11 protein-coding genes are annotated in these 17,380 nt (G+C 67.8%); 3 read left to right on the top strand and 8 right to left on the bottom strand.

Features of this window, described 5'->3' with window-relative positions:
• Positions 1-33: 33 nt before the first annotated feature.
• Together Afe05nite_RS29745 and Afe05nite_RS29740 are read right to left on the bottom strand one after the other, a co-directional pair.
• Positions 34-399 carry a hypothetical protein gene (locus tag Afe05nite_RS29745; protein WP_203820553.1) on the bottom strand — a complete coding sequence of 122 codons (366 nt, stop codon included), beginning with the start codon at positions 397-399 and terminating at the stop codon, positions 34-36.
• Entirely contained in the window at positions 399-1,418 is a 1,020-nt protein-coding gene (locus Afe05nite_RS29740) for a CpaE/TadZ family protein (protein ID WP_203820552.1), read from the bottom strand. The genes Afe05nite_RS29745 and Afe05nite_RS29740 overlap by 1 nt, the downstream gene beginning before the upstream one ends.
• A gap of 551 nt (positions 1,419-1,969) precedes the next feature.
• Here Afe05nite_RS29740 and Afe05nite_RS29735 point away from each other — a divergent pair.
• Positions 1,970-2,743 carry a hypothetical protein gene (locus tag Afe05nite_RS29735; protein ID WP_203820551.1) on the top strand — a complete coding sequence of 258 codons (774 nt, stop codon included), beginning with the start codon at positions 1,970-1,972 and terminating at the stop codon, positions 2,741-2,743.
• A 94-nt stretch (positions 2,744-2,837) separates the two neighbouring features.
• On the opposite strand, the gene Afe05nite_RS29730 is transcribed toward Afe05nite_RS29735, so the two are convergent.
• Positions 2,838-3,593, bottom strand: a complete 756-nt coding sequence (locus Afe05nite_RS29730; RefSeq protein WP_203820550.1) for a pyridoxal-dependent decarboxylase — start codon at positions 3,591-3,593, stop codon at positions 2,838-2,840.
• Between the two features lie 831 nt (positions 3,594-4,424).
• Here Afe05nite_RS29730 and Afe05nite_RS29725 point away from each other — a divergent pair.
• Both Afe05nite_RS29725 and Afe05nite_RS29720 read left to right on the top strand, forming a co-directional pair.
• Positions 4,425-6,914 carry a hypothetical protein gene (locus tag Afe05nite_RS29725; protein ID WP_203820549.1) on the top strand — a complete coding sequence of 830 codons (2,490 nt, stop codon included), beginning with the start codon at positions 4,425-4,427 and terminating at the stop codon, positions 6,912-6,914.
• Positions 6,915-7,402: 488 nt separating this feature from the next.
• The gene (locus tag Afe05nite_RS29720) at positions 7,403-8,146 is read left to right on the top strand and encodes a hypothetical protein (RefSeq protein WP_203820548.1); all 744 of its coding nucleotides are present in this window, start codon (positions 7,403-7,405) and stop codon (positions 8,144-8,146) included.
• A 294-nt stretch (positions 8,147-8,440) separates the two neighbouring features.
• On the opposite strand, the gene Afe05nite_RS29715 is transcribed toward Afe05nite_RS29720, so the two are convergent.
• The 5 genes from Afe05nite_RS29715 to Afe05nite_RS29695 are packed head-to-tail and all read right to left on the bottom strand — an operon-like array spanning position 8,441 to position 16,839.
• A complete protein-coding gene (locus Afe05nite_RS29715) occupies positions 8,441-9,637 on the bottom strand; it encodes a histidine decarboxylase (RefSeq protein ID WP_203820547.1) in 1,197 nt (398 codons plus the stop codon).
• Entirely contained in the window at positions 9,634-12,021 is a 2,388-nt protein-coding gene (locus Afe05nite_RS29710; RefSeq protein WP_203820546.1) for a site-specific integrase, read from the bottom strand. The genes Afe05nite_RS29715 and Afe05nite_RS29710 overlap by 4 nt, the downstream gene beginning before the upstream one ends.
• Complete coding sequence (locus Afe05nite_RS29705) at positions 12,018-13,754, bottom strand: tyrosine-type recombinase/integrase (RefSeq protein ID WP_203820545.1); 1,737 nt, start codon at positions 13,752-13,754, stop codon at positions 12,018-12,020. Before Afe05nite_RS29705 ends, Afe05nite_RS29710 begins: the two co-directional genes overlap by 4 nt.
• Positions 13,751-15,016, bottom strand: coding sequence for a cytochrome P450 (locus tag Afe05nite_RS29700; RefSeq protein WP_203820544.1), 1,266 nt, complete (start codon positions 15,014-15,016; stop codon positions 13,751-13,753). The genes Afe05nite_RS29705 and Afe05nite_RS29700 overlap by 4 nt, the downstream gene beginning before the upstream one ends.
• Positions 15,017-15,060: 44 nt before the next feature.
• Positions 15,061-16,839, bottom strand: coding sequence for an asparagine synthetase B family protein (locus tag Afe05nite_RS29695; protein ID WP_203820543.1), 1,779 nt, complete (start codon positions 16,837-16,839; stop codon positions 15,061-15,063).
• Positions 16,840-17,380 lie beyond the last annotated feature (541 nt).

Genomic DNA, 17,380 nt, shown 5'->3' with positions numbered 1-17,380 from the left:
CGCGGACGGTGTCGGTCGGGTGCATGGCCACGGTCACAGCACCAGCAGCCCGGCGATGATGGCGGTCGCCGAGCCCACGATGATCGCGACCAGGCCGTTGCGCCACATCATGCTCTTGCCGCGATCACTCACGATGTGAGCGCCGAAGATCGGGCCAACGCCGAAGGCGATGGCGCCGGCGACCAGGCCGCAGAACGCGGCCACGCCGCCGAGCCACATGACGGCGTTCATGATCGTGTAGAAGATCCCGGACTTCGGGATCGCCGAGCCGTCGGGGTGGACGCGGTCCCAGTCGAACCCGCCCGGACCGTTCGACGGCGACGGCGTCGGCGCTGCCAGGACCTGCTGGGCTGCGGCGGGAAGCCGCACGGCGAGCCAAGCAGTCAGCGTGGAGATCATCAGGCGTGCTCCATTCGGGCGGCGAGGGGTAAGGCGACCCGGGGATCGGTGCACCGCCCGATGACGGCGTCGGCCAGCCGCACCAGCGCGGTCCGCGTCGGCTTCTTCAGGCGCCGCGCGTCGACCGGCTCGGGCCGGGCGAGCTGGGGGTCATAGGGGATCGAGACGACGTCGGGCACGACCGTGGCTGCCTGCTGCAGGACAGCGCGCACCGTGCGGTCAGTGGCCGGAGACACGGCGACGACAGCCAGCACTGCCCGATCGACCACGGCGCTGTTTCCCGCCGCGCGCAGATGGGTGAGCAGCCGCATCGTGTGGTGCAGGCTGTCGGTGGTCGCTCGCGCGACCAGCACCGGCGCGTACGCGGCGGCCAGGGTGCGCCAGACCCCGGTGATCAGGGCGGGCATGACGTCGCAGATCGTCAGCGGATAGAGCCGGCGTACCGCCTCGACGACCGCGGCGGCTTCGTCGTGGCGTGGCGGGCGCCGGCCCTGCCCTTCGGTTTCCCCGACCAGGGCCAGCAGCCCCGAGGGGCTGCGCTGGGTCCACCGCTCGACTTCGTGGCGGCTGGTCAGGGTATGCAGGTCGCGAACCGCGTCCCACACGGTCCCGGCGTTCGACCGGCCGATGCGTTCGCCCAGGCCACCCCAGGGCACAGGGTGCATGTCGACGGCGACGACCGGTCCCGGCACGGCGAGGGCGAGCACGTCGCCGAGCGCGGCGACCAGCGTGGATCGGCCGACTCCACCGTCGGCGGACGACACCGCGATCGTCGCGGCGGGACGCAGCGCGGCGGCTCGTAGCCATACCCGTTCCGCGAGGTCTGCCGGTCCGAACTCGCTGGGCACGGAGCGCGCTCGCACCACCAGCGGCTGGTTGATGGGCTGCTCGTGGCCGTGCTGGTCTGCTGCTATCGGATAGGCCGGCCATTCCGTTCCGCTCTCCAGCGATGCGGAGTGCCCGGCAGCCGCCAACAGCTCAGCGGGCGAGGCTTCCGGCGCGGCGATCGAGAGCACCATCCATCCCCTCGGATTAGGTTGCGGGTGTCGTCACGTTGTTTGCTGACCACGTGCGATTGATGGGGGCAATCGCACGTGGTCAGCGGAAAGGCAGCCGATATCTACCGGCCGGTGACCCGGGCGGCGCGGGGAATTCGCCCGACAACGTTCATCAGCGCATCGGCGAATCACTGCCCGAGGCGACGAGCGACGCCCCCCTCGGACGCATATCCATCGCTCGTCACCCGACCGCACCTGTTTTCTTTGGAATGCGGATCGGTCACGCCATCCACTCTGCTTCAGCTGTTATGGCAACGGCAGTTGTCCGGTGCTGTCCCGCACTGTCCTTCATTAGCCCGCACAATGCCTTCTGCGGGTTACCGGACGCCTCTGCCTGCGGGCCGACGGCGCAGTATCCGCCGGCCGCCGACGTGAGCCGGGGCAAGTGGTGGGGCACGGCGCTGCTGCCGATGGTGTTGGACCGGCTTGCCGGTGGCGGTTAGCCTGGCTTGGTGGCCTTCTTGCGGCGCCGAGAAGCATCTCGTCCGGTCGAAGCACGGCTCCGCCGACGCGTGGCGGACTACGTAGACCGCCATAGTGCGAGTGCCGCGCTGGCGATCGGCGCCCTTGTCGACACCTCGCAGGCACTCGATGACCTGCTGCGCCAGCGCCGTCAAGGCGCCGCGCTGGCGATCGGCGTTCTGGCCGATGTCATCGTCGTGCACCGTCTGCGTGCGACAGAGCTGGCGAGCGCGGAGGACACGCACGCCTATGTCGCCCTCGCCGTGTGGATGCACGCCGCGAATGGCGGTGATGTCGCACCTGAGCTGCGGCGAGAGGTCGATGACGCCATTGCGCGCGGCGCCGAGACCGACGAGCCGACCGCGTTGCTGCGGGCCTTGCAAGGCCACGCCTCAGCCGTTCGAGCACAGTGGCTGAAGACGCCGGAGCCGGCGCTGGCGGACACCGTCGTGGCCGTTTTTGTGCGTTTGCTCGACCACACGGCCGAAGACGATTCTGCCTACGCCATGAGGTTGCTCGACCTTGCGGGTGTCGCAGCATCGCGTAGCCGGTTGATGCCGTCCTCGGCGGTGTCTGACCTCGATGACGCCATCAATCTGGCGGAGCGGGCGTTGCGCCATCCGCGGATTACCCGCCCCGCCATTCGCCGGGCCCACCAATTGCTCGGCCCTTTGTCGGTCACCCGGCTTGAACGCGACGGTGCGCGCGCAGACTACGCCCGAGCGGAGAATTCATTCGGCACCCTCGTTGATCTCGCTTCGGACGACGAGGAACGAGAGCGGTGTCAACGCGATTTGATCGTTCTGCGACAGGAGTACGCATAATTGCCACTGGAAATGGCAGAAATGATTGCCGCCAGCGGGCCTCTGGGCTTCTGCGCCCTCGCGGCGAGCGCCAGGTAACGGCTAAAACCAGTTCCTAGTCTGGGTTGTTGCCGGACGCGGCCAGTGCGTCGACGAGCCGGTCGATGTGCGACGTCTCGACGCCCGGCATGCAGACGACGTGGGACCAGTCGCCGTGAGTCGGCAAGGGCCAGATGGCTGCCAACTCGCCGGGAAGCCGCTTCAGCATGACGGTGAAGGACAGCGGGTTGCGCCAGGCCGGCCAGCCGATGGTGTGCAGCCGTTGGACGGCGTAGGCGGCGAGCTCCCGCGCTCGGTAGGCACGCTCGGCGTGCCCGGCCTTGCCGAGGGAAGTGACGGCGTGCCACAGCATCGCTGCGGCGATGCCGTTGCGGGATCCGCTGATGGTGGTGTCGTGCGTGTTGAGGTACGGCACGGCGGGACCGAGCTCTTCGGGCCGGCGGCGGCTCAGGACGATGCCGCAGACCACGGTGGTTCCGAAGAACTTGTGGCCGGACACGCTGATGCTGTCGGCGCCGTCGGCCAAATCGAACGCGGGCCGGTCGGCAGTGGTTGCGAGCGGGACGCCGGCGAGAGCGGCATCGCTGTGGACGTACCGGTGCCGGATACCGGCGGCGTCCAGGGCGTTGTGGACGTGGGCCACGTCGTCGACGGCCTCGGTCATGGTGGTACCGATGGTGGCCACGACGATCGCCGGCCGGCTGCGGTGCCGTGCGGCTTTGCGGGTCAGGTCGGTGTAGTCGATCTGGCCGGTGGGCGTCGTCGGCACTTCGACGGCGGGCAGGCCGAGCAGGTGGCATGCCTTGGGCACGCTGTAGTTTTTCCGAACTTTCGCTTGACCATGTCGGCGTACGGGCTGCTGGCAGAACCACGTACGCCAAATTTGCAAAGGCCTGGGCGGGTAGCGCTGGAGACGCGGCAGCGCCGGCCATTCCAGCGACGCATGTCCGCCGCTCACGCTCAGTATTCGAGGGATGGGGCTGCCCCCCGGGTTGCGGCGGACATCGCATGTTGTTCGAGGTCAAGTATTGGGCTGAAGATGGACCCAGGAGGTGGCATCGTCGTAGGTGGTTTCGGGGTTGGGGCAGCCGCGGAGGATGCCGACGAGGCGGTTGCTGAGCTGGCGTAGGGCGGCTTGGTGGCTGGTGCCCCGTTGACGCGGGGCCTCGTAGTAGGCGAGAGCGCCAGGTGAGCCGCGCATAGCGCAGAAGGCCGATTGGTGCACGGCGTCGGCGAGGCGGCGGTTCCAGCTCCCGATGCGCTGGATGGTCGGCTTACGCGCATTTCTATCCGATCCGATGAGTCTGTCTGGTTCGGTCCTGGCGGTTCGTCTTTCTGCCTAGAAATCCAAGGCAGAGCCGCGCTTTGCGACTCGCGCCGTCCGCTGAGCAGGGGATTCGGTACTCGGTTTTTAAATACATACTCCCTGCTGTCCATAATTTTTTCGGCCCTCGGCATTTCGCGAGCAGTCGGTATGTTTGACGCGAGGAATTGAATGTCGTACCCTCCCGGCGCTAGTTTGCCGAAATCGTCACCCCAGGAATATCGGCTCGACGGAAAGAATCTAGGGTCGAGGCCCCCTTCGCTGTTTCGTCGGCGGGCTGGTATAGGGTTAGCGGCAGCCGCCAGTCTGGTGGTGGCGGTGTCGACGGTGGCGGGTCCGGCTCGTGCCGATACACCGTCGGAGATTCCGAGTTGGTTGTCGGCTGGCGTGAGCGCCGCGATGACCGCGGCCCAGCAGACCGGCGAACGCGTCAAGATTGACGATGCGACCACGGCAACGGCGGAGTTCTACGCGACGCCCGACGGCAAGGTTGTCGGGAAGATCGCAGCCGACGTCCAGCGGTTCGCCCGTGATGGGGCGTGGGTGCCGATCGATCTGACGCTGCGCAAGCAGGCCGACGGTTCAGTGGCCCCGGCCGCCTATTCGCAGGAAATGCGGTTCTCCGGTGCGCGCGAGGCCGAGACGGGGGACCTCGCCGTGATGGGGTCCGGCGACGACAAGATCACCGTGGGCTGGAAGGGCGCACTGCCCGAACCGAAGCTCGACGGCAGCAAGGCAACGTACACCGATGTGATGCCGGGCGTCGATCTGGTGGTCCAGGCGACCCGGAGCGGGTTTGAGCAGTTCGCCGTCCTCAAATCGGCTGCCGCGGCGAAGTACGCCGACCAGATCGCGCTGCCGCTGTCCGGTCCGGGCGCCTCGGTGGTGAGGGCCGACAAGAAGGGCAACATCCAGATCCATGGCCGGCGCGGCGTACCGCTTGGGACCATCCCGACCCCGATGATGTGGGACTCGAAGTCGCTGAAACACGGCGGACCGCGCCGGCACCGCCCGGTGGGCGTCAGCATCACTCACAACGCGTCGGCGAAGGCCCGTCAAGGACTCGACGCCACTGACCCGGTCAACGTCACCCTCAAGCCGGACAAGAAGTGGCTGACCAGCCCGGACACCGTTTACCCGGTCACGATTGACCCGTATTACGACTGGTCGACCACGGCCAGCAGCACCACGGTGGTCAAGGGCTACGACAAGGGCTGGTCGGAGGCTGACACGCTGTTCGTGGGGACCTACGACGACACGTGGAGCGCCCGCTCGTTTGTGACCTGGTGGGCAACCGGGATCGGCGGGTTCGACGTCTCCGCCGCAACCCTGCACTTGGCCAGCCCTTACTCAGCATCGTGTGAACCGGCTCCGTGGGAAATCTGGACCACCGAACCGATCAACGGCGAAACCTCCTGGGACCACCAGCCGGAATGGCTTTCCAAAGAAGCCACCTCAAACGATTACGCCTGCGATGGTGGCTGGGTCGTCGCAGACGCAACCAGCTTCTTCCAGCGCGCCGCTGAGAAGGGAATCGAGCAGCCCACTATGGGCCTGCGCGCGGCTGACGAGACCGACACCAGCCAGTACAAAGAGTTCTGGTCGTACAATTACGCCGACTCGTCGAAGTCGCCCTACGTTGAGGTGTGGTACACGCTGCCGCCCAACCCGGTCGACCCGGACGCGGCGCTGTGGGCGAACCAGACTGCGCTGAGCGACTTCCGTGACTGGACTGTCGCCGAGGTTGGCACCACAAGCGGCTACATCGATTCGGTCAACAATGCGGACACTAAGTCGGTCACCCTGCTGTGGGCTGGAGCGCCCAACGCGATGCAGGCGAGCATTCTGGCCGAAGCCCAGCGCCGCAACATCACCGCCACCGTCGTGCAGCGCAACTACACCAAGGATCAGCTCAACCAGGCGGCCGACGCGGTAGTCGCCAGCACGACCTCCGGTACCGGTGTCTTCGCCGGCTTCACCGTCAACACGGCGGAACCTCTCTCCCCCGAGTTCGACGGCATCGTGATCACCGGTCAGCACAAGTCGAACCCGGCGGACACCACCGCCGCGGACCAGGCACTGTCCCAACAAGCCACCCAGGCATTGGGCGTTGCGGTGAAGGTCCAGACCGCGCCGATGTTCGAGAACACCAGCGGCACCACCCGGGGCACCGACACATCCCCGTTCAACGCCGGCGCGTTCGTGTATGCGGGCTGCACGCTAGGCTTCGGCCTGCGCATTGGCTCAGCGACCTACGCCACAACCGCTCGCCACTGCGGTCCGAAAGTCCGGATCTATGACAACCCCAATGCCCCGATCTACGGCACGAAGCAGCTCTCGACTGACGGCGCTGCCAGGGTGCTGACCGCTGGCGGATCAACTCTGATGTTCTACGGCGGCTACGACAGTTCGCTGAAGGCCAACGTGATCGGCAGCCTGAACGTCGGCGCTGGCGACTACGTGTGTACCAGCGGCGGCAACTCAGGCAGCCACTGCGGCGGCGGCGCGAACATGAAGGTGCGTAGCAAAAGCGTCAGGCATGACGACGGTGACGGGTACGTGTCCATGCTCGTCGCCGACCGTATTGATGGCGGAGTCGCCTCCGCGGCAGGCGACAGCGGCGGAGCGGTCTACCGGAACAAGACGGCCCAAGACGTGTATGCCGTCGGGATGATCCAAGCCGGCGACGGCAGGGTTCCGTGCGTCCCCGTGCGTCACAGCACCGTCAATTGCTACAAGACGGTCATCTATACCTCGATTAACACTATTATTCGGGGTGTGCCGAATTCGTCGCTCGTCCACAAGTAAGGACAAATCGTAGAAGGGCGAATACCGGAATACGGTTTTCGCCCTTCTCTGCATCCCGTCTGCGCTTATCCTTTCCCGCGTCAGAATTGCCGACGCCCGGTTACCGCTGATGCGTTCAGCGGGGCCCTAAGGTTCGCCGGCGCGGCGCTACGATGGTGATCACGGGGAACAGGGCAGATGGAAGGACGACGTAACATTTGACGAACAAGCCATGACCCCGGCGGACCGTGAAACAGCGAGTCCGCAGAAGCCCCCAGCCCACGGACGCCCGATTCCCGCCAGATGGGCCGCCGTGAACTGCTGAGGTAAGCGGCGACCTCGCTCACTTCCCTCCAGGGCCAGGCCGGGACGCACGCCGGGGTGGCGGCGAGCAATCCAGCAGCCGAGGAGTTCGGCCCTGCGGCGCCGGACTTCGACGCAAGCCTCTGGCCACCAGAACATGCTCAGCGATCCACGGGAGAGTATCAGTGCCGATTAGCGTTGCAGCGGTGCCGGGGATCGGCGCGGTGGAGCCCTCCGGGCTGATCGTCCGGGAGGGCGATCTGGTAGAGGCGAGCGGCCCGGTTGAGGCAGGCTCGAGGATGTGCTCGCCGGCCCCGAACCCCCTTCTCATCAACACCCCCTGCCAATGGGGCATCCAGGTGCCGGGCGTCGAACCGACGCACGGCGCGACGGTGCGCGGGCGGTGGCATCCGGGCTGGCTGTCCGACATCCAGCGGATGGCGTACTCGCCCCCGTCGACCGGCCGGCTCAAGGACCCCGATGTGCTGGACACACCGCCGTGCCCGGCGCCCGCCCATGGTTGGCGCGACGGGGAGGACTGGTTCGACGAGCCGGTCCGCGCCTATCTGCACGCACATGCTGAACAGTTCGCGGAGCCGTTCGCGACACACGTCGGGAACGCCCGAATCCTGGTAGTCGAGGTGGTCAGCGGCGACGTAGACCAGGCCCGCGCGGCGTTGAAGGCGATATACAACCACAACCTCTGCGTGGTCGCCGTACCGGGCGGACACAGCATCGCCGCCGAGAACAGGCTCCAGGCCACCACCGGCAAAGCAATCGAAGCGCTCACGGACGGGACCGACAGGTCGGACATTTACCTCACCACCTCCGAGAACGGCAAGATACGGGTGCTGATGCTCCAGCTGACCGAGCCGCTGTACGACAAGCTGGCCGCGATCGGCTTCGACCGCCTGATCCTCGACCCGTGGATCCGACCAGTCGGCCAGTGATGTCTAACCCAACCCCCGGCCCCGGCCTGTTCATTCTGAACGGGAAACGGGCATACCCCTGGATCGACCGCACCTAGGCACGTAGGTATATCGATGCATTTGAAAGGCGTCCTCGCATCGGCATATCGCGGCGCCGTCGAGGTCACCAACATCACGGTCTGTAGTCAACCGTTGCTGGGCCAGGTCGCCGTGAGCCCGCCTTGCCCTCGCAGATGTCGATACCTGTTGTGTAGTCGGTGGCGTATGCGGCTCTGCACTTGAAGCCGTGCGCCGACAGGCCAGCGAGGATAGCGGTCATCGTGCGCCTTGGAGCAGGATATTCGCCTTCAGCGAGCGGGTTGCGTTGGTTATGTCGTGGAGGAAGGCGTTGATGGACTCGTTGGTGACGCCGGGCATGGTGATGACGTGGCTCCAGCCGTTGTCGGAGGCCAGAATCCATTTGTGTAGGACTGGTTCGGGTGGGGTGCGCAATACGGTGGTGAAGGCGTGGGGGTGCCGGTAGGTGTCCCACCCGAGTTGTTGGAGGCCCTTATGCAGGTGGGTCGCGAGGGCTCGTGCGTGCTCGGCGCGTTGGCGCATGCCGGTGATGCCGTGTTTGGTGATGGCGTGCCAGAGGATCAGGGGTGCGTGTCCGGAGCGTGAACCGCCGACGGTGGTGTCTGGGCTGTCGATGTAGCCGACGGATTGCGCGGCGCGGGTCCGGCTGGAGGCTTTCGTGATCACGACGCTGCTGGGGATGGGTGAGCCGATGAATTTGTGTCCGGACACGGCGATGGAGTCGGCACCGTCGGTGAAGTCGAATCCTGGCCGGTCGTCGGGGTTGAGCAGGCCGAGTGGGATGCCGGCGAGGGCGGCGTCGGCGTGTATGTAGCGTTGGCGCACGGCGAGGTCGTCGAGGATGTCGGTGATGCGGCGGACGTCGTCGATTGCTTCGGCCATGGTGGTGCCGATGGTGGCGACGACGATGGCGGGCCGGTCGCGGCGGAGGCTGATCTGGGTTCGCAGGTCGGCGTAGTCAATTTCGCCGTGGGCGTCGCTGCGGATTCTGACGGCGGGTAGCGACAACGATCGGTGATGTTTCTCGATCGAGTAGTGGGCTGAATCGGAGAAATAGCAGAATGCGCCGGGCAGCAAGGATTTTGCTTGGTGCAGGGCGTAGAAGTTGCTTTCTGAGCCGCAGCTGCTGACGTATCCCCAGCGATCGTCGGCGGGGGCGCGGAACAGGTCGGCGCACCAGTCGACGACCTGGCGTTCTTCGGATTTGGTGTGGCCGCGCCAGGTGCCCGGTATGTAGGGGTCGCCGATGTTGTTGAGCAGGTGTTTGGTGAGGATCTCGCTGAGTTCGGTGTAGTCGAAGTCGGTGGCGGCGGGGAAGCCGATGGTGAATCGGCGAGCGTTGTTGAGGCGCCGGGTGAGCTCGTCGATCGTGCGTGCGGGCTGTGACCGCCCGGCCGTCGAGTTGCGGCTGGTGTGCTCGGGCTGCGTGTTCATGGTTTTCCTCCGGTGATGGTGGGCAGGCCGAGCGGGACCGGGCCCGGGCGCTTCGCGGCGCGGTCGAGGGCGGCGAGTTTCGCTTCGGCGGCATTCAGGCTGGTTTGCAGCCCTTGGACTTCGCCGAGCCAGCCGTTGAGGCGGGCCTCGGCGATGCGTTCGCTGAGGCTGCGGACGATCGCGATCAGACGCGAGCGTTGCCGGGGGTCGACGCGCAGCATCGGGCAGCGGACGCAGGCGTGTTCGTGTTTGCAGGGGGTGCCGTAGGGGCGGGCGCAGGTGCCGAGCTCGAGCTGGCGCAGGGCGAAGTGTTGCTCGAACTCGCGCCATTCGTCTTCGGTGGGTTCGCGGTATTCGCTCGTGGGGCGGGTGGCGCGGCGCTGGTCGAGGAACGCCCGGTAGCTGCGGATCAGGTCGTCCTGGAACACCGCGAGGTAGGCCTGTGTGGTGGTTAGGTTGTGGTGGCCGAGGATCCGGGCGGCGATGTGCACGGGTAGTCCGCCGGTGACGGCTTCGGTGGCGAACATCCTTCGGAAGTCGTGCGGGGTGCAGCGCAGGGGCTGACCTGCCGCGTCGGTGAGCTGAGCCCGGGCGACGATGAGCTTGATGAGGTTCGTCGCGGTGCCGCCGGTGATGACTTCGTTGCGCCATCCGTTTCTGCGCTGGAAGAGGTGCGGCAGCGTGGGTCCGGTGGTCGCCTCGTAGTCGTCATAGCGGCGGGTGAGCGGAACGGTTCCGTCGTTGGCGTCTCGTAGCCGGCTGATGATCGTGGCCAGGACGTGGGCGAGTTCGGGGCTGACCAGTAGAAGACGTTCCTCGTCCGACTTCGACGGCACGATCTGCAGCAGGGGAACGGTTTCGCCGGTGTCGGCGAGCCGGTAGGACACCAGCGCAAGCTGGGTGATTTCCAGCAGTTCCTCGACTCGCACCCCGGTGTGCCGCAGGGTCTGGATGACGGCCCAGGCCCAGAACGCCTCGTCCTCGCGCCGGCTCAGGTTGATCAGTTCGGAGCTGGTCGTGTCGACGGCCAGGATGGAAGGAGTCCGTTCGCGTCCGGTGGACGACTTGCGGATGGCGCGCTGGTAGCGGACTCCTACGTGTTCGAAGAAGCCGTCGACCTCAGTCGCAGCAGCTTTCGCGAGGAGCACGGCCTGCTCCGTGCGGTAGTCCTCGGCCGTGTCGAGGATGGTGTTCAGGTGCGGCAGCATGTCGCGGACCCGCTGGTGCATCCGGGCCACGACCGCGCGGCGTTTCTTGTAGATCCCGACGGTGTCGCCGCGGCGGATCGGGCAGGGCACCGCCCATGGCGTCCAGGACGGGTCCTCGAGCGCCCACTGGGTGATGTCGAGGTAGAACGCCCGGACCTGGAGCAGGTTCTCGATGTAGTCGCTGCGTTGTCCGCCGCCGTGCTCCGGGGCCAGCTGCGAGAGCCGTTGCTTCCACGCCTGCACGACATCAGGAGCCAGATGCAGGCTGTCGATGCCGGGATGGTGCTTCTCCAGCTCGGCCCAGAATCGGCCGGCCAGCGTCGCGGCCAGCACCCGGAACGTGCCGTAATCCAAGCTCGGGCGACGTTCGTCAAGGTAGCGGACGATCACATCGCGGATCGGGCGGCAACGGATCGCATACCGGTCGACGATCTCGGCGGTCGGGCGTTGGCCGCGGCGCAGGCTCTCCAACAGAGTTTGCGGGCCGGAGATGATGCCCGCGCGGTGCAGCATCGCCCAGGCCGCGTGAACTCCGGTCGGCGAGAACGACCTGCCCGAGCTCAGGTGCATGTCCATGGCGCGGAAGCGAAGAACGTCCTCGCCGGTCAGCTCATCGGGATCGCGGCCGGTGTGCAGGACCATCTTCGCGATCGCGTTCATCCCGTCATGAACATGCTGCTGGCCCAGGCCGGCCTCAGCTGACGTCTGCCGAATGCGGGTGAAGACCTGCGGGGCGATCTCCTCGGTGACGGCGCGAAGGAGCGTGTTAGCCCGGTATGCCCTCAGAAACCGGTAGCTGGGCAGCACGACCCGGCGCAGCAGCAGCCCGCCCATCGCCGGAACGATCACGCCCCGCCGACACACCCGGTCGTCGGGGAACGCCTCCTGGACCCGGGCGACCCACGAGCTGTCGTGGATGCCGGCAGCCTCCCACTGGGCCTGCCATCCCCGCCCTTCAAATCCGGACAACCACTGCAGCACTCTGCGAGCTGCGCGCTGCCGCGCCAGATCGTCCTCAGCCCCGGCCCGCCAGGTCACCAGTCGAGTCAGCGAGGAGACGATGTCGTCTGCTCCCGCGGTGTCCCAGGGGCCGAGCCGGCTCGGTGGCACCTCGGTCAGGAGGTCTTCGTGGCGCTCGTGCCGCGGCCGGCGCGGTGAACGAACAGCGGCGGTCAACGGCTCGTCCCGCCCAGCAGCACGGCCACGTCGTGCGCCGCGTACCCGTGTGCGACAGCTCCCGCAGCCGACGGCGGCGGCGTGGCGAGATACTGGCTGACCTTGTCGATCACCTCGTGGTCATCGGCCTGCAGGTAGATCTGCGTCGTCGACAGGTGGGCATGGCCCAAAATCCGTTGGATATCGACCAAGCTCAGCCGCGGATCACGGGCCATCCGCAGCGCACAGGTGTGCCGCAGGTCGTGCATCGTCCAGTTTGCGCCCGACAGGTGGTTCACCCTGCGTAGCACCGCCCGTAGTGCGTCGTAGCTCAACGGCCGCCGGACTCGGCCCGGTCCGCGCCGGCGCAGCGTCACCCAGAGCACGTCACCGGGCCGCAGCGGCCCAACCTGTTCCAGATACAGCCGCAACCACAAGAACGCTTCCGGGCTCCCGGGTAGCCACTGCTCGGCGCCCGTGCCCTTGCGCTGCACCCGGATCAGCTGATCGCCCCAGTCCACATCCGCGAGCCGGATACCGAGCAGCTCCCCGGCCCGCGCCCCCGTGCTCACCGCCAGCGCGGTGATCGCCCGGTCCCGCTCCGACCGCAACGCCGCGAACAGCGCCTCCCACGCCTCGTCCGGCATCGCCCGAACCCTGCGGCGAGGCAACTTCGGGTTGTAGCGCAGCCGTCCCTCCGCCCGGAACGGCTCCATCGGGTTGTGATGCCCGTGCGGCCGCTGCCCCCGCGCCGCATCGCGAGGCATCGGATTCACCAGCGGGCCGGTGCCCTGCTCGATCCAGAACTCGTAAAACGTATGCAGCACCGCATTGCTGTGCCGCACCGTCGTGACCTTGAAGCTGTCGTCCAAACGCTGCTTGCGGGTAACCGGATTCACCGACCCCGGCTCGAACGTCGATCGGTCCTTGCGAGCGCCGGCCCCCTTACGCGCCTGCCGCATCCACAACACGAAGTCGCGGCCCTCCGCCGACGTCGCCCGCTCCCAACCGACCTCGACCACACGCAGAAACCGCCACCAGCGCACCAACGCGTACGCGTAGCTGCGCACGCTTCCCTGACTGCTGCCGCGGGCCACGAAATCCCGCAAGAAAACCTCAATTGGCTCGACCGCCGAACCGTCCGCGTCGACAACCACGAACGGAAGGGGGCCGTCGACCCGGACCACCCGGCCCCAACGGGGCAGGACCAACGAGGCAAGATCACGATCTCGAACCATCATTACCACGCAACTCCTCAATGGACGTCGCATGGTTGATACCGACTGCCGATGGCCGTTCGAACCTGCCGCGCGGTGGTTTTGCCAGGTAGTTCGGTCAACAGGGTGCGCGGCGCTGGAGTAGTAGGCGACGGCGTTCGGGAGTTTGGTGCGGCCGAGCCACATGCCGTACAGGTTGCCTTCGGTGCCGCCGCTATTGAGGTAGCCGCTCCAGCCGGACGGTGCCCGGAACAGCTCGGCGGTGAAGTCGAGCACCTCACGTTCCAGATCGTGCACGTGGCCCGGGTACAACGGGTCGATGCGCGGGTCGCCGAGGTTGTTGAGCAGATGCCCCAGCAGGGGCGCCAACGGCCGGTAGTCGATGTCACGGGCCGCCGGGAACCCGATGTTCGTGGGGCCGGCTGCGGCCACCCGCGCCTCAACAGCGCGCAGGCGCGCGTTCATGGCCCGGTGGGCGCGCGGGGAGCGGATGACGAGACCGGGCGGGCGAGTGTCGGTCGTGCCGTGTGCAGTCATGACTCCGCCGAGGTGCCGTGCCCGACGGGGCACCGCCCGGCCGGACGCTGCTGGACGGGCAGGCTGGTGAGCTGGCGCAGGGCCGCGCTGGTCTTGAACTGCTGCCGGAACCCGTCGGCCACGGCGAGATCCGGCAGCCGGCCGGCCAGGGCGCGCAGCGCGGTGGTGAGTTCGAGGCGGGCCAGAGCGGCGCCGATGCAGTAGTGCGGTCCGGCGCCGAAGGCGAGATGTTGCCCGGCGCGGCCGCGGTGGGGATCGAAGACCTCGGGTTCGGTGTAGACGGCGGGGTCGTGGTTCGCCGCGCCGATCAGGACCAGGCAGCGGCTGCCGGCGGGGATGGTGACACCGTCGAGGGTGACGTCGGTGATGGTCAGGCGCAGCCAGCCGTCGATGGCGGGGCTATGCCGCAGGGTTTCCTCGACGTGCAGGTTGAGATAGTGCTCGTTGCCGGCCAGTAGCGCCCACCGGCCGGGATCGGCCAGGGCGTGGGCGAGGGCGTTGCCGAGGGCGCCGGCGGTGGTGATCCAGCCGGCGCCTACGATGTTGAGGGCCAGGGCCGCGACCTCGGCGACGGTGAGGTTGCTGTCGTCGTTGTTGCGGTAGCGCAGCAGCTCACCGATCAGACCGGCGCCGTAGTGGCCGCGCTCAGCGCGCCGGGAGACGATGTCGGCGCAATACCGCCACAACGCGACGCTCGAGTAGGCGTACGCGATCTGCACTTCGGGGGTGGGGTTTCCCCAGACGAGATCGGCGAAGTCGTCGGTCCAGCCGCGGATCATTTCAGAAGCCGCGGCCGGCAGGCCGAGGACGTCATGGATGACCAGCAGCGGCAGTTGCACCGCGAAGTGCATCAGGTCGGTCGGCTCGCTGGCCTTCATGTCGGTGAGGAGTTCATCGGTGCGGGCCGTGACGAGCGGCCCCCACTGCTGTTCGGCGCGGACCGCGGTGGTGGGCATCAACGCCCGCAGGATGCCGCGGGTGCGCAGGTGCTGCGGGCGATCGGCGGTCACGGCCACCGGCGGGGCGTCGAGACCGGCCAGGATGGCACCGGCGTCGACGGTGAGCGCGGTGATCGGCAGCAGGGTGGCGGCGTTGCTGAAACGGGCGGTGTCGGACAGCACGGTACGGACGTTGTCGTGGCCGGCGATCAGCCACATCTCGAGGTCGTCGTCGTAGCTGATGGGCGTGGCGGTGGCGTTGAGGCGCTGCCAGGTGGTGGCGGGGTCGCGGCTGTAAGGGCCGCTGAACGGGTCGAGTCTCATCGCATGCTCCCGATACAGGATTTTCGCGGGGATTTGGTGGCGGCTCAGGTGAGCGAGATGTGGTGGCGCTGCAACCAGGCGTTGACGTCGAGCAGGTAGCCGACGGTGGCCGTACCGCGTTCGCCTCCCGGACCCGCAGGCCGGGTGACCAGGTCGGTGACGCGGTCTCGGTCCAGCAGCGGGCGCAGCGGTGCCTCGCGGTCGGTGAGGACATCACGCAGCTGATCGAGACGGGTTTGCTGCCACCCGTGCAGCAGGTCGGCGCTAGGGAACTGGCGGGGTCGCAGCCAGATGGTCTCGTCCGGCAATACACCGGCGACGGCGTGCCGCAGCAGCCCGTTCGGGATGCCGAGCAGGTGCCGCAGGCCCGTCGGCGTGTTGAACAGGTAGGCCGCGAGCAGCCAGTCGGCGAAAGGAGTGCGCAGGGTGACTCCGGCGGCGTCGGCGAGCTGGCCGAGCCGGGTCAGCAGGTACGGCACATACCGGGTGAGAGTCAGGTATGCCATCGTGCGTCGGCGTCGTGCCAGTGCGTCGGCGCCGGCCTGGTGCGGCACGCCGAGGGTGGCCTGCTCGTAGCGGTGCCGGCGATAGACCCCGGGCATGAGATGGCGGCGGGCGTCAGCGTTCAGGAGTTCTGCGGGGTCGCCGACGCCGGGCCAGGGGAAGTCGTCGGTGGCCAGGGTGAGCGGCTCGTGCAGCCACCGGTAGCCGCCGAACACCGCGTTCGCGCCGTCGCCGGTGACCACGCTGGTGCTGCCGGCGGCGGCGATCCGCCGAAGCCCCGCGAGCAAGACGGCATCCGTGCCGGCTTCGCAGGGGAAATCGAGGGCCTCGCGCGCGGCGTGCGCGGTGTCGAGGAGCGTGTCCGTGTCGATGGCGAATACGTCGTGCCGTAGGCGTAGCTGCTCGGCGACGCGTTCGGCCTGGTCCACGTCCGCGCCACCGTCTGCGGGCGGATCTTGCGGACCGGTCAGGGCGAGGGTCCAGGCGGCTGGCCGATGGCCGGAGGTTCCGGCGGCGTAGACGGCTGCGGCGCCGGACGCGATGCCCCTGGACAGCAGCACCGCGCCCGCCGGTCGTGTGCGGTGCGCCGCGGTGGTCTCGGCCAGCGCTTGACGCACGACCTGCACGGCGGTGGCGGCGTCGGGGCGGGGGTCGTCGGCTTCGAGATACCAGTACGAACGCCGGCGCAGCCCGTCCGCGCCTGCCTGGATGATTTCGGCGGGCAGGACCTCGGCCACCTCGTCCAGGACGCCGTGGCCGGGCGTGCGTACCGGGCCAAGGGTAAGCAACTCGTTGAGGCCGTCGGCGTCGATGACCGGTTTGACCTGCGGGTGGGCCAGCAGAGCCGTGGCTCGGGTCGCAAATATGATCCCGCCGTCCACCAACGTGAAGAACAGGGTGCGAGCGCCGAGCGGGTCGCGGATGAGCAGCAACTGCCGGGCGAGGTTGTCCCAGATGGCGATGGCGTATGCGCCGTCGATCCGGTCGACCAGGCCGGGTCCCCACGTCCGGTAGGCGTGCAGGAGCACCTCGGCGTCAGCCGACAGCGGCCGGGCCCGGCCGTACAGCTGCTCGTCGAGATGACCGCGGTTGGTCAGCTGCCCGTCGATGACCAGGACCAGGTCCGGATCGGGGCGTTCGGGATGCCGCCAGTCGGCGTAGCCGCTGGCCAGCCCGAGGTGGGCGAACGCGGCGTGGCGGGCCAGCCGGACGACGTCGCGGCGCAACGTGCCGGCGGTGAGCGCGACGGTCATCGCGTTGACGGCGGGTCGCTCGTCGCGCAGGTCCCGTTTGGGATGGATCCACCCGGTGATTGCCATGCTGTTTCCCCCGTGAAGCAGTGATCGGTGCAAAGACAGGGATGAGAGAGGTGGTGGCCCAGCGCGCTGCGAGGTGCACGAGGCGGCACGCTTGAGATCAGGTGCGGAGCAGTCAGCGCCTCGTGGGAGACGCCGTGTTGAGGCGCGTGTCCAGGCAGAGGCGCAGGTCGCCGCGGCTGCGGTCAGAGGCCCGCTGCCCGACAGGCAAGCGTTTAGGTGACGCGGCCGCAATGATCGAGACCTTTCGTGGGGGAACTAAGGGGGCTGAGCGCGACGTCCGGTCGGACGAGTCAGCGCGCTGTGCGTTGGCTTCGACTTCTCCGCGCGTCGGCAGGCCAGGATGAGCAGGCGGCGCAGGAGGACGGCACGGTGCCGAGGCGGAACGCGCGCCATCCGCGATCTGGTGGGCCACGACCGCGGCGGGCTCGCTTCGAGTGCGGGCGTAGGTGCAGCCGTGACCGGGGGTGCGCCCCGTCTGCGCGGGTACACGTCTAGAGTCGGACCAGCATTTGCCACGAGTTCGACCCTCGGCGACATCGTG

Origin of the sequence: Paractinoplanes ferrugineus (genome assembly GCF_016862195.1) — a bacterium.
Classification (GTDB): Bacteria; Actinomycetota; Actinomycetes; order Mycobacteriales; family Micromonosporaceae; genus Actinoplanes; species Actinoplanes ferrugineus.
The sequence above is the reverse complement of the archived record's forward strand: the minus strand, read 5'-3'. Positions and strand labels throughout refer to the sequence as shown.